This window comes from Citreimonas sp. (assembly GCF_042096055.1).
GTDB lineage: Bacteria > Pseudomonadota > Alphaproteobacteria > Rhodobacterales > Rhodobacteraceae > Citreimonas.
The window spans coordinates 18,234-31,313 of sequence record NZ_JBELMH010000023.1; the positions used below are offsets into that span (position 1 = coordinate 18,234).

The 13,080-nt window shown below is 71.3% G+C and carries 11 protein-coding genes and 1 tRNA gene; 7 read left to right on the plus strand and 5 right to left on the minus strand.

Annotation, left to right across the window (positions count from 1 at the left end; all coding sequences use genetic code 11):
• The first annotated feature begins 72 nt into the window (after nt 1–72).
• A complete protein-coding gene (gene truB / locus ACFDTC_RS07315) occupies nt 73–981 on the plus strand; it encodes a tRNA pseudouridine(55) synthase TruB (RefSeq protein ID WP_375258228.1) in 909 nt (302 codons plus the stop codon).
• Between the two features lie 54 nt (nt 982–1,035).
• Here the strand turns inward: truB and ACFDTC_RS07320 are convergent, their stop codons facing one another.
• Nucleotides 1,036–1,860 (minus strand): alpha/beta fold hydrolase, encoded by an 825-nt coding sequence (locus ACFDTC_RS07320; RefSeq protein ID WP_375258229.1) that lies wholly within the window; start codon nt 1,858–1,860, stop codon nt 1,036–1,038.
• 213 nt (nt 1,861–2,073) lie between these two features.
• Here ACFDTC_RS07320 and ACFDTC_RS07325 point away from each other — a divergent pair, with 213 nt between their 5' ends.
• The 6 genes from ACFDTC_RS07325 (at nt 2,074) to ACFDTC_RS07350 (ending at nt 8,045) form a co-directional block, all read left to right on the plus strand.
• Nucleotides 2,074–2,502 carry a peptidylprolyl isomerase gene (locus ACFDTC_RS07325; protein ID WP_375258230.1) on the plus strand — a complete coding sequence of 143 codons (429 nt, stop codon included), beginning with the start codon at nt 2,074–2,076 and terminating at the stop codon, nt 2,500–2,502.
• A gap of 124 nt (nt 2,503–2,626) precedes the next feature.
• Nucleotides 2,627–3,412 (plus strand): 3-oxoadipate enol-lactonase, encoded by a 786-nt coding sequence (pcaD, locus tag ACFDTC_RS07330; protein ID WP_375258231.1) that lies wholly within the window; start codon nt 2,627–2,629, stop codon nt 3,410–3,412.
• Nucleotide 3,413: 1 nt separating this feature from the next.
• Complete coding sequence (locus ACFDTC_RS07335) at nt 3,414–4,121, plus strand: alpha/beta fold hydrolase (RefSeq protein WP_375258232.1); 708 nt, start codon at nt 3,414–3,416, stop codon at nt 4,119–4,121.
• 66 nt (nt 4,122–4,187) lie between these two features.
• Complete coding sequence (locus ACFDTC_RS07340; protein ID WP_375258233.1) at nt 4,188–5,279, plus strand: alcohol dehydrogenase catalytic domain-containing protein; 1,092 nt, start codon at nt 4,188–4,190, stop codon at nt 5,277–5,279.
• A gap of 31 nt (nt 5,280–5,310) precedes the next feature.
• Nucleotides 5,311–6,585, plus strand: a complete 1,275-nt coding sequence (locus ACFDTC_RS07345) for a mandelate racemase/muconate lactonizing enzyme family protein (RefSeq protein ID WP_375258234.1) — start codon at nt 5,311–5,313, stop codon at nt 6,583–6,585.
• A gap of 29 nt (nt 6,586–6,614) precedes the next feature.
• Nucleotides 6,615–8,045, plus strand: a complete 1,431-nt coding sequence (locus tag ACFDTC_RS07350; protein WP_375258235.1) for an amidase — start codon at nt 6,615–6,617, stop codon at nt 8,043–8,045.
• 145 nt (nt 8,046–8,190) lie between these two features.
• On the opposite strand, the gene ACFDTC_RS07355 is transcribed toward ACFDTC_RS07350, so the two are convergent.
• From ACFDTC_RS07355 to ACFDTC_RS07370, 4 genes are all read right to left on the minus strand, one after another.
• Nucleotides 8,191–10,086 (minus strand): acyl-CoA synthetase, encoded by a 1,896-nt coding sequence (locus ACFDTC_RS07355; RefSeq protein WP_375258236.1) that lies wholly within the window; start codon nt 10,084–10,086, stop codon nt 8,191–8,193.
• A 116-nt stretch (nt 10,087–10,202) separates the two neighbouring features.
• Nucleotides 10,203–12,002, minus strand: coding sequence for an ABC transporter transmembrane domain-containing protein (locus tag ACFDTC_RS07360; protein ID WP_375258237.1), 1,800 nt, complete (start codon nt 12,000–12,002; stop codon nt 10,203–10,205).
• A gap of 107 nt (nt 12,003–12,109) precedes the next feature.
• Nucleotides 12,110–12,183, minus strand: a tRNA-Gly gene (locus tag ACFDTC_RS07365).
• 57 nt (nt 12,184–12,240) lie between these two features.
• Nucleotides 12,241–12,906 (minus strand): SOS response-associated peptidase, encoded by a 666-nt coding sequence (locus tag ACFDTC_RS07370; protein WP_375258238.1) that lies wholly within the window; start codon nt 12,904–12,906, stop codon nt 12,241–12,243.
• Nucleotides 12,907–13,080: the final 174 nt, after the last annotated feature.

Consider the following 13,080-nt stretch of genomic DNA (forward strand, 5'->3'; position numbering starts at 1 on the left):
CCGGGGCGCCGGTTTGACAGCCCCCGCGCGCCTTGCTATCCGGCGCGCCTCACCGACATCCGAGGGACGAGCATGGGACGCAAGCGCAAGGGGCGTGACATTTCCGGCTGGCTGGTCGTGGACAAGCCGGCGGGCCTGACCTCGACCGCCGTGGTCAACAAGGTCCGCTGGGCGCTGCAGGCGAAGAAGGCAGGCCACGCCGGCACCCTCGACCCCGCGGCGACGGGCGTGCTCGCCATCGCCCTGGGCGAGGCCACCAAGACCGTTCCCTACATCACCGACGCGCTGAAGGCCTACCGCTTCACCGTGCGCCTCGGGCAGGCCACGAACACCGACGACGCCGAAGGCGAGGTGATCGAGACCAGCGATGCGCGCCCCTCGGACGACGAGATCAAGGAGGCGCTCAACGCCTTCGTCGGCGACGTCATGCAGGTCCCGCCGCAGTTCAGCGCCGTGAAGATCGACGGCGAACGCGCCTACAAGCGCGCCCGCGAGGGCGAGGAAATGGAGATCAAGGCCCGCCCGCTCTGGGTCGAGGAACTGACCATGATCGACCGTCCCGACGCCGACCACGTCGTGCTGGAAATGGTCTGCGGCAAGGGCGGCTACGTGCGTTCGATCGCTCGCGACCTGGGCCGCGCGCTCGGCTGCCTCGGCCACGTGGTCACGCTGCGCCGCACATGGTCCGGCCCGTTCGAGGCCGAAGACGGCGTGACGCTCCAGCAGATCGACGCCGAGGCGCAGACCGAGGCGCTGGATGCCCGCCTGCTGCCGCTCGAGATCGGCCTGCACGACCTGCCCGAACTGCGCATCACCGCCGACGGTCTCGCGCGCCTGCGCAACGGCAATCCCGGCGCGGTCCTGCCCGGCGACGCCGAGTACGGCGACGAAGCCTGGGCCTCGCACGAGGGCCGCGCCGTGGCGGTGGGCGTCTTCCGCGCCGGCGCCCTGCACCCGACCCGAGTGCTGCACCTCGACTGACTAGGCGCCGCAGGGGACGGCGGGCGGGGCGACGTGCCAACGGCACGAGCGCCGTCAGCCGTCCAGCATCCGCAACCAGCGCCGCAGCGCGTCCAGCGCCTCGGGCTCGTCGAGGAACGGGATGTGCCCGCGCCCGGGGATCTCGGCCGCGATCATGTCGGGCCGGCGGCGCTGCATCTCGGCGAAGGTCTCGCGCGACAGCAGGTCCGAATTCTCGCCCCGCAGCGCGCAGAGCGGCAGGCCCTTCAAGGCATCGAACAGCGGCCAAAGGTCCGGCGCCGGCTGCGCGCCCTGCCCCAGCACCGCCTCGCGCAGCGCCGGGTCGTAGGTCAGCTCCAGCCCCTCGGCGGTCTCGACGAACAGCCGCTCGGCCTCTTCCAGCCAGCGCGTCTCGGGCACGTGGCGGAACCCGGTCATCACCTCGGCCCGCCGCGCGGCGACGGCGCGAATCGTCTTCTGCGCCGGCCGGATGCCCAGATACGCCTTGATCACGTCCAGACCCGCCTGCGCGATCTCGGGGCCGATGTCGTTCAACGCCACGCCGGCCAGCCGGTCCTTGGCGGTCGCCGCCAGCATCATCGCGATCAGCCCGCCGCGCGACGTGCCCAGCACGGCCGCGCGGGGCAGCTCCAGGTGGTCCAGCAGTTCCACCGCGTCGCGCGCCTCGACCGGCACGGTGTAGGTCTCGGGCGGTGCCCAGGCGCTTTGCCCGCGGCCGCGATAATCCAGCCGGATCAGGCGCCTGTCGGTGATGTGCGGAGCCACGAAGTCGAAATCCCGCCCGTCGCGCGTCAGCCCCGCCAGGCACAGCAGCGGCTTGCCGCGCCCCTCATCGCTGTAATGCAGGGCGATCCCGTCGCTGGTCGTGAAATGCGGCATCGTCTCTCCCCCAACCCGGTCCGCGCGCACCGTCCCACAGCGGGCGCGCTGCGCCAAGCCGCTTGACCGCGCCATCGCGCGGATCGGTCGCATCGGCCGGCCGTTTGCAAACCGCCGCCGCAGACCTTACCTTTGGGTCAGCCGAGCAGACGAGCACCCGGGAAGCGACCCGGCCTCATCAATCAACGCACTTCCAATCACACGGAGATTCCCATGACGCAGGTCAAGACCGGCGACACCGTTCGCATTCATTACACCGGCACGCTTCAGGACGGATCGACCTTCGACAGCTCCGCCGGCCGCGAGCCGCTGGAGTTCAAGGTCGGAGACGGCCAGATCATCCCCGGCCTCGAATCCGCCGTCCCCGGCATGAGCGTCGGCGACAAGAAGACCGTCGAGGTTCCGGCCGACGAAGCCTACGGCCAGCCCAACCCGCAGGCGCTGCAGGCCGTCCCGCGCAGCGAGATCCCCGCCGAGATCCCGCTCGACGTGGGCACGCAGCTGCAGGTCCAGACGCCGACCGGTCAGGTCATGCCCGTGACCGTCGCCGAGGTGACCGAGACCGAGGTCACGCTCGACGCCAACCACCCGCTGGCGGGCAAGGATCTCAAGTTCGACATCGAACTGGTCGAGATCGCCTGAACCACGCGTCCATGCGCGACGCATCTTCGACGGCCCCGGCGCACCCCGCCGGGGCCGTTTGCGTCTTGCCCTTCCGGTGGGGCAGCCGCTGCGCTACCAATCCGCAAACACCGGAGGACATCCCATGCACATGGCCGATCTGGGCGACATCAGCCTGCATTACCGCATCGACGGCGACGAAGGCGGCATGCCCGTCGTCTTCGCCAACTCGCTGGGCACCGACCTGCGCCTGTGGGACCCGATCCTGCCACACCTGCCGTCCGGCCTGCGCATCCTGCGCTTCGACAAGCGCGGGCACGGCCTGTCCGACGCCCCCGACGGTCCCTACGCGATGGGCAAGCTGGTCACCGACGCCGAGAAGCTGATGGAGTACACCGGCTTCACCGGCGCCGTCTTCGTCGGTCTCTCGATCGGCGGCATGATCGCGCAGGGCCTTGCCGCCAAGCGCATGGACCTCGTGCGCGCCGCCGTTCTGTCGAACACCGCCGCCAAGATCGGCACGCGCGAGATGTGGGCCGAGCGCATCGCGCAGGTCGAGAGCCAGGGCATGGCCTCGGCCGCCGACGCGACCATGCAGCGCTGGTTCTCCGAGCCGTTCCGCCAGACCGTCGAGTTCCGCGCCTGGCGCAACATGTTCCTGCGCACGCCGGTGCAGGGCTGGACCGGCTGCGCCGCGGCCATCGCCGGCACCGACTTCATGTCCACCACCGCCGCCCTGCGCCTGCCGCTGCTGGCGATCTCCGGCTCGGTCGACGGCTCGACCCCGCCCGACCTGGTGAAGGAGACCGCCGATCTGGTCCCCGGCTCTTCGCACGAGCTGATCCGCGGCGCGGGCCACCTGCCCTGCGTGGAAAAGCCTCAGGAATACGCCGCGATCCTGACCAATTTCCTGCGCGCGCAGGGCCTCTGACATGGCGCGCTTCCTGCTGGTCCACGGCGCGGCCCACGGCGCCTGGTGCTGGCGCGACACGATCCCGGCGCTGCAGGCGTTGGGTCACGTGGCGCGCGCCATCGACCTGCCCGGCCACGGCGCCGACACCACGCCGCTGGGGCAGGTCACGCTGGACCGCTACGCCGACGCGGTCCTCGACGCGCTCGACGCGCCGGCGGTGGTCGTGGGCCATTCCATGGGCGGCTACCCGATCTCGGTCGCGGCCGAGCGCGCGCCGGATCGCATCGCCCGCCTCGTGTACCTGTGCGCCTACGTGCCCTGGTCCGGCCTGTCGCTGGCCGAGATGCGGCGCGAGGCGCCGACCCAGCCGCTTGTCCCCGCGATCCGGCGCAACGACGACGGCGTCAGCATGCATTTCGACCCTGCGATGGCGCCCGACCTCTTCTACCACGATTGCACCGACGCTTCCGTGGCCTTCGCGCTGGCCAACCTGTGCGACCAGCCGCTGGCGCCGATGCAGACGCCCGCCCCGCTGGGCAACGCCTATGCAAGCGTCCCGCGCAGCTACATCGTGTGCGAGGACGACCGCGCAATCCCGCCCGCGCTCCAGCACCGTATGGCCGCCGATTTCGCGCCCGAGGACCGCCATTCGATGAACACGTCGCACTCGCCGTTCCTGTCGGACCCGACCGCGCTGGCCGCGCTGCTGAACCGCATCGCCGGCTAGGCGGCGCGGTTCCCGCTTGCACCCGCGCCGCGGCACTGGTCCTCTGAGCCCGACAGGAGGAACCCCATGCCCGAGATCCAGGCCGCGGTCTGCACCGCGTTCAACGAAAAACTGACGATCGAGACGCTGCACCTGCGCGATCCCGGCCCGGACGAGATCGAGGTGACGCTCGACGCCGTCGCGATCTGCCATTCCGACATCCATTTCGCCGAGGGCGCCTGGGGTGGCGCCCTGCCGGCCGTCTACGGGCACGAGGCCGCCGGCCGCGTCACGGGCCTGGGCGCGCGCGTGAGCGGGCTGGAACCCGGCACCCGCGTCGTCGTCACGCTGATCAAGTCCTGCGGCACCTGCCAGTCCTGCAGCACCGGCCGCCCCGCCCTGTGCGAGGCGACCGGCGCCGCGCCCACCAAGCTCACCCGCCCCGACGGGACCGATGTCGCCGCCGCGATGCATTGCGGCGCCTTCGCCGAACGCGTCGTCGTCGACCGAAGCCAAGTCGTGGCGCTGCCAGACGCGCTGCCGCCCGAATCCGTGGCCCTGCTGGCCTGCGGCGTCATCACCGGCATCGGCGCGGTGGTCAACGCCGGGCGCCTGCGCCCGGGCGAGGACGTCGTGGTCATCGGTGCCGGCGGCGTCGGCCTCAACGCGATCCAGGGCGCCCGCATCGCCGGCGCCCGCCGCATCGTCGCCGTCGACATGACCGAGGAGAAGCTCGAGACCGCCAAGGCCTTCGGCGCCACCCACGGCGTGCTCGCCACCGAGGGCAAGCCGTGGCGCCACGCGCTGCGCGCGCTGGGACGCGGCGCCGATCTGGTGGCCGTCACCGTGGGAGCGACGAAGGCCTACGACGACGCGCCGCGCTACCTCGGCTGGGGCGGCCGCATGGTCATGGTCGGCATGCCCGAGACCGGCGCCACCGCCTCCTACGAGCCGGTCATCCCCGCCTTCATGGGCCAGCACTTCATCGGCTCCAAGATGGGCGACGTGGTGATCTCGCGCGATATCCCGTGGATGGCGGACCTCTACGCCCAGGGACGCCTGAAGCTCGACGAGCTCGTCTCGGGCCGCTGGCGCCTGGATCAGATCAACGAGGCGATCGACGACACCCGCCGCGGCGGCGCGCGCCGCAACGTGATCGTTTTCGACGGCGCCGCGTGATGTCCGCCACCGCCCCACACAAGGCCCGCCGATGAAGCTGCGCGATCTCGACATCATCGTCACCGCCCCGCCCGCGCCCGGCTGGGGCGGGCGCTACTGGATCCTCGTCAAGCTCACCACCGACGACGGCATCACCGGCTGGGGCGAATGCTACGGCGCCTCGGTCGGGCCGAACGCCATGCGCGCCGTCATCGCCGACGTCTTCGCCCGCTACGTCGAGGGCGAGTCGCCCGAGAACGTCGAACGCATGTTCCGCCGCGCCTATTCCTCGGGCTTCACCCAGCGCGCCGATCTCACGCTGATGGGCGCCTTTTCGGGGCTCGAGATCGCCTGCTGGGACATCCTCGGCAAGGCGCGCGACCGCCCCGTCTGGGCGCTGATGGGCGGCATGATGAACGAGCGCATCCGCGCCTATTCCTACCTCTACCCCCTGCCCGACCACCGCATGGCGGATTTCTGGACCTCGGCCGAGATGGCCGCCGAGTCGGCCGCGGACCTCGTCGCGCGCGGCTACACGGCGGTCAAGGTCGACCCCGCCGGCCCCTACACCATGCGCGGCGGCCACCAGCCCGCCATGTCCGACATCGCGCAATCGGTCGCCTTCTGCTCCGCGATCCGCGAGGCGGTGGGCGACCGCGCCGACATCCTCTTCGGCACGCACGGCCAGTTCACCACCGCCGGCGCGATCCGCCTGGGCCACGCGATCGAGCCCTACGGGCCGCTGTGGTTCGAGGAACCCGTGCCCCCCGACAACCCCCTGGAATTCGCGCGCGTCGCGCAGGCCGTGCGCATCCCCGTCGCCACGGGCGAGCGGCTGTCGACCCGGTCGGAATTCGCCACTCTGTTGCGCACCGGCGGCGCCTCGATCCTGCAGCCCGCGCTGGGCCGCGTCGGCGGGCTTTGGGAGGCGCGCAAGCTCGCCGCGCTGGCCGAATCCTTCAACGCGCAGATCGCTCCGCATCTCTACGCCGGCCCGATCGAATGGGCCGCGAACGTGCAACTCGCCGCGACGATCCCCAACCTGCTGATGGCCGAAACGATCGAGACACCGTTCCACGACGCGCTGATCGGCGGCGCGATACGGGTCGAGGACGGCTTCATCCCCGCCCCCGGCGGCCCCGGCCTGGGGATCGAGGTCGACGAGGCGCTGGCCCGGGCGCATCCCTACACGGGCGACGGGCTGCACCTGCAGATGCAGGACGATCCGTGCGATTATGCCCAACCAAACGTCTTTGCGGGCGGTGCGCCGCCTCCGGACGACGCGCCGGTCTACCCAGCGTCGGGCGCGCGTGGTAAGGGCGACTGAACGCTTCACGACAGCCCGCAAGGTGCCGCATGACCGCTGACCGACCCGGCTTTACCGGCCCCGACCTGTGCCGCCTGACCGCGTGCGAGGCGCTCGACGCGCTGGCCTCGGGCCAGGTGTCGCCGCACGACCTGATCGAGGCCAGCCTCGCCCGCATCGAACAGACCGGCCCCGCGATCAACGCCATGGTCACCACCTGCCCCGACCGCGCGCGCGAGGCAGCCAGCGCGCTGCAGCCGGGCACCCCGCTGGCCGGCCTGCCGGTCGGGATCAAGGACCTCACGCCGGTCGCCGGGGTCCGCACCACCTGGGGCACGAAGGCCTTCGCCGATCACGTCCCCGAGGCCAGCCACCCGCTGGTCGAGCGGCTGGAAGACCGCGGCGCGATCGTCATCGGCAAGACCAACACGCCCGAGATGGGCGCCGGCGCCAACACCTTCAACGCCGTGTTCGGCGCCACCCGCAACCCGTGGGACACGCGGATGAACGCCGGCGGCTCGTCGGGCGGCGCCGCGGCCGGCCTCGCCACGGGCGAGGTCTGGCTCAGCCACGGCTCGGACCTGGGCGGCAGCCTGCGCACGCCGGCGGCCTATTGCGGCATCGTCGGCCTGCGCCCCTCGCCCGGCGTGGCCTGGGGCGGGCCCGCGACCAATGCCTTCGACACGATGCCGGTGCAGGGCCCGATGGCGCGCAATGTCGAGGATTGCGCCCTGTTCCTCGACGCGATGGCGGGCTTCGATCCGCGCGCGCCGCTGTCCTGGCCCGCGCCCGCCACGACCTACCGCGACGCCTGCCGGCAGGAGCCGGGCTCCGTGCGCATCGCCTTCTCGCACGATCTCGGCGGCCTCGCCCCGATCGAGCGCGACATGGAGACCGCCCTGCGCGACGCCGCGGCCCGCATCGACGCGGGCGGCCTGCCGGTCGAGGAGACGGCGCCCCCCAGCGACGGCACCGCGGACATTTTCCGCACCCTGCGCGCCTTCGGCTTCTGGACCGACGCGCGCGAAACCCCCGAGGAGGTGACGCGCCACTACAAGGCGACGCTGCGCGGCAACATCGACGAGGGCCGCGCGCTCGACGCCGACACGGTCGCTGCGGCCCAATCGGCGCGCACGCGGCTCTACGGCGCGATGGCCGGCTTCATGGCCAATTACGACGTGCTGGCCGGCCCGATCGCCGGTCTGTTTCCGCTGCCCGTCGAGGTCGAATACCCGCCCAGCGTCGCGGGCCACGAAAGCCGCGACTACCTGGACTGGCTGCGCTTCGCGATGCTGGCCACGCTCTGCGGCCTGCCCGCGCTGTCGCTCCCGGTGGGGTTCAACGCCGCTGGCATGCCCGTCGGCATGCAGCTGATCGGCCGCCCGCGCGGCGAGGCGCGCCTGCTCCAGGTCGCTCGCCGGATCGAGGAAATCCTCGCCCTCGACCTGCGCCCGATCGACCCGACCGTCACCCACGCCTGACGCGCGGAGCGGCCCTTGGGTTTCTTCTCTCCGGAAATATCCCGGGGGAGCCGCCCGAACGGGCGGCGGGGGCAGAGCCCCCGCCACCGCCGCGTATCGGGGCACGCCGCCGCCAGGCCGGCCCGCCCGTCCGGTCCGGCCCTGTTCAGGCGGCCTGTGCCTTGGCCGCCTTTTCCCATGGCCGGGTGAAGTCGCCCAGCACCTTGCCAATCTCGGCATCGGACGCGCCGTTGCCCTCGACCTGCGCGACCAGACCGCGCTTCTTGTCGTCGACAACCGAGACGACCCGCGCGCCCAATCCCGCCTTCTCCAGCGCCTCGTTGTAGATCCGCGTGATCGCGTGCTTGCGCAGGTCGGGCTTGAAGATCTTGCCCACAGCGGTCTTCGGCAGTTCGGGCAGGATCGTCATGTGCTTGGGATGGGCCGCGCGTTCGTGGACATGAACCCGGCAATGCTCCAGCAGCTCCTCCTCGGTCACCTCGGCGCCGGCGACCAGCTCGACGAAGGCGCAGGGCAGCTCGCCCGCGTAGGCGTCGGGCTGGCCGATCGCGCCGGCAAAGGCCACCGCCGGATGGGTCAGCAGCGCCTCCTCGATGTCGGCGGGGTCGATGTTGTGCCCCGAGCGGATGATCAGGTCCTTCGCCCGCCCGGTGATCCACAGGTAGCCCTCGGGGTCGATCCGGCCGAGGTCGCCGGTGCGCAGGTACCTGTCGTGGTAGAACAGGTCGGCGTTCTTGTCGTCCTCGGTATAGGTGTGACCGGCATAGACGCCCGGGTTCGACACGCAGATCTCGCCGACCTGGTCGATGGCGCATTCCACCGGCGCGCCGTCCGTCAGCTTCATGATCTTGACGTCGGTATAGGGGAACGGGATGCCGATGCTGCCCACCTTCTTGACGCCGTCGACCGGGTTCACCGACACGAGGCAGGTCGCCTCGGTCAGCCCGTAGCCCTCGCAGATGGTGACGCCACAGGCCTGCTCGAACCGCTTGAACAGCTCAAGCGGCATCGGGGCCGAGCCCGAGAACGCCGTCTTGACGCTGCTGATGTCGGCATCGACCTTGCGCTGCATCAGCGCCGAGACCGCCGTCGGCACGGTGATCACGAAGGTGATCTTCCAGCGCTCGCACAGCTTCCAGAAATTGTCGAACACGCCGTCGCCGCGATAGCCCGCCGGCGTCGGGAACACGACCTGCGCGCCCGAGCACACGGCGGCCATCAGGATCACGTGGCAGGCGAACACGTGGAACAGCGGCAGCGGGCACATGATCACGTCGTTCTCGTCGAACAGCAGCCGCGCACCCAGCCAGCCGTTGTAGATCATGCCGGAATACTTGTGCTGCGCGACCTTGGGCATGCCCGTGGTCCCGCCAGTGTGGAAATACGCCGCGACGCGGTCGCCGGTGCTATCGGCGAATTGCAGGTCGCGCGGCTGCTTGGCCACTTCCCGGGCGAAGTCCTTCACGTCGGCATGGCTGCCGCCCTTCAGCTTGGGCCGGATCAGCGGCACGATCCACGATTTCGGCGGCGTCAGGTAGCGGTTGAGGTCGACCTGCAGGATCGTGTGCACGCCGGGCGCGTGGCGCACGGCCTCCTCGACCTTCTGCGGCACGTCGGTCTTGGGGAACGGCTTCAGCGTCACCACGACCTTGGCCTTCGTCTCGCGCAGGATCGAGGCGATCTGCTCGGGCTCGAGCAGCGGGTTGACCGGGTTGACGATGCCCGCGACCGCGCCGCCCAACAGCGTGGTGATCGTCTCGTTGGCGTTGGGCAGCACATAGGCCACCACGTCGTCCTCGCCGATCCCGAGCGAGCGGAACAGGTTCGCCGCCTGCGCCGTCTGCGCGCGCAGCTCGGTCCAGCTCAGCGTCTCGGCCTTGTCCTTGGGGCCCGACAGCAGCTGGTAGCTCATCGCCGGCCGGTCGGGGAAGGCGTCGGCGGTCCGGCACAGCTGCTGCCAGAGCGTCGTGGGCACGTCGCGCCCTTCCCAAGGACCTTCGGCCTCGATCGCGTCGCGATCGGCCTTACCCGCGTAGGTCATGTCCGGTTCTCCTCCCGAATGACGGTGTTTTTTTGCGGCATTGTGCGAACAAGGCCCCCGTCGCGCAAGGGACGGCGACGCAAGGGAAACGGCGACTGACGCAGCGTAGCGGCGGGCTATTCGGCCGCGATCCCGTCGGTGAATTGCAGCCGCGCGAGGCGCGCATAAAGCCCGTCCTGCTCGACCAGCCGGTCGTGCGAGCCGCTGGCCACGATCCGGCCGCCGTCCATCACCACGATGCGGTCGGCCTTCTTCACCGTCGCCAGCCGGTGCGCCACGATGATCGTCGTCCGCCCCTGCGCCAGCCGGTCCACGGCGGTCTGCACCGCGCGCTCGCTTTCGGCGTCGAGCGCGCTCGTCGCCTCGTCCAGCAGCAGCACCGGCGCGTCGCGCAGGATCGCGCGGGCGATGGCGATGCGCTGCTTCTGGCCGCCCGACAGCATCACGCCGCGCTCGCCCAGATAGGTGTCGTAGCCGTCGGGCAGCGCCGTGACGAAATCGTGCGCCGCGGCGGCGCGCGCGGCGGCCTCGACCTCGTCCATCGTGGCGCCGGGGCGGCCGAAGCGGATGTTGTCGGCGGCCGAGGCGGCGAAGATCATCGGGTCCTGCGGCACCAGCGCCATGTGGCGTCGGAACTCGGGCCGCGCCATATCGCGCAGGTCCACGCCGTCCAGCCGGATCGCGCCCTGCTGGGGGTCGTAGAAGCGCTGCAGCAGCTGCACGATCGTCGTCTTGCCCGCCCCCGAAGGCCCAACCAGCGCCACCGTCTCGCCCGGTTTCACCACCAGGTCGACCGCGTCCAGCGCCGGCGCATCGGGCCGCGCGGGATAGGTGAACGACACCTTGTCGAAGACAATCTCGCCGCGCACCGGCTCGGGCAGCGGCTGCGGCGAGTCGGGATCGCGCACCGCGTCGGTGGCGTGCAGCAACTCGATCAGCCGCTCGGTCGCGCCCGCGGCGCGCTGCAGTTCGCCGAAGATTTCGGACAGCGCGGCGACCGCGCCCGCCACCATGACGGAATAGATCACGAACTGGATCAGCGTCCCGGCCGACAACGCGCCCGCGCGTACGTCCCAGGCGCCGATCCACAGCACGCCGACGATCCCGGTGAACACCAGGAAGATCACGATCGCCGTCATCGCCGCGCGCGTGGTGATCCGCTTGCGGGCCGAGGTGAAGCTGCGCTCGGTGACGTCGGCGAAGGTGCCGCGCGTGGCCGCCTCGTGCGTGTAGGCCTGCACCGTCTGCACAGCGCCCAGCGCCTCGGACGCGTTGCCCGAGGATTGCGCGATCCAGTCCTGGTTCTCGCGGCTCAGCACCCGCAGGCGACGGCCCAGCACGATGATCGGCACCAGCACCGCCGGCACGATCAGCAGCACCAGCCCCGTCAGCTTGGGCGAGGTCGCCAGCATCAGCACCAGCCCGCCGGCGAACAGCAGCACGTTGCGCAGCGCGATCGACACCGACGAGCCCACGACCGACAGGATCAGCGTCGTGTCGGTGGTGATCCGGCTCAGCACCTCGCCAGTCATGATGCGTTCGTAGAAGGCGGGCGACAGGCCGATCACCCGGTCGAACACCGCCTTGCGGATGTCGGCCACCACCCGCTCGCCCAGCCGCGTGACCAGCGCGTAGCGCAGCGCCGTGCCGATCGCCAGAAGCGCGGCGATCCCGAGGGCCGCGGCAAAGTAGCGGTCCAGCAGCGTGCCGTCGGCGGCGTTGAAGTTGTCGACCACCCGGCGCACCGCCAGCGGCAGCACCAGCGCCACCGCCGCCGTCACCACCAGCGCCGACAGCGCGGCGGCCATCAGGCCCTTGTACGGGCGCATGAACGGCCATAGCGCGGCCAGCGAGCTCAGCTTGCGCGACTTCTGGCGGTCGTCGTCGGCGGTGTTGGCGGTGGTTCCGCGGGCCATGTCCCCTCCCAGGTGTTTGGGCGGTTGTGCCACGTGGACAGGGGACGTCAAGCGCCGCGTTGCCGCGCCCGCGGTTCCGGGGCTGCTGCGAACGCGGATGTGGGGGGTGGAGCGGGCAGCGGGAATCGAACCCGCACCAAGAGCTTGGAAGGCTCGTGTGATACCATTTCACCATGCCCGCGCTGATCGGAGAGGTATGCCAAGCGCCCCGCGCCGTCAAGCGGGGGGACAGCCCGCGCTAGGCGCTGTTGGGCGCGATCAGGTCCGGCCCCGCGGCGCGGTTCGAGTTTACCGCACTCCCCACCCGGTGCAGCACCAGCGAGCCTTCGGGCGCCGGGCGCATCAGCGTCGCGGCCCCGTGCCCGGCCTCTCCCAGCCACTTGGCCCACTCCGCGCGCGCCACGATCACCGGCATCCGGTGGTGGATCGCCGTGATCTCGCCCGCCGCGGCGCAGGTGACGATGGTGCAGGTGCGCAGCGTCTCGCCGTCGCGGGTCCAGTCCTGCCACAACCCGGCGAAAGCCAGCGGTTCGCCGTCCTTCGCCTGGATGTACCAGGGCAGCCGCGCGCCGGTTTCGTCCTTGGTCCATTCGTAGAACCCCGAGGCCGGGATCAGGCAGCGCCGCGCGCGGGCGGCCTCGCGGAAGGCCGGCTTTTCGGCCACCGTCTCGGCGCGGGCGTTGAACAGCGGCGGGCCGTCGTTCGGCGCCTTGTACCAGCGCGGGACCAGCCCCCAGCGCATCGCCACCAGCCGCCGCGCGCCGTCCTCGGCGCGGATCACGTGCACCGGGTCGGTGGGGCAGACGTTGTAGTTGGGCACGTCGGGCAGGTCGTTGTCGGGCCGCGCCTCGAACAGCTGCGCCATCGCATCGGGCGGCAGCGTGATCGCGAAGCGCCCGCACATCAGCGCCGCCCGCCCGCGCCGAGGCCCGAGTAGACCAGCAGCCCCCAGTCGACCAGCTCGCGCTCGGCCTTGGCCCAGGTGCCGCCGAACGCGATCGGGTCGAGGCCCGCGCCTTCCGCGATCGCCGACAGCGGCCGCTTTCCGTCGATCGCGGCGATCAGCGGGGCGGCGGCC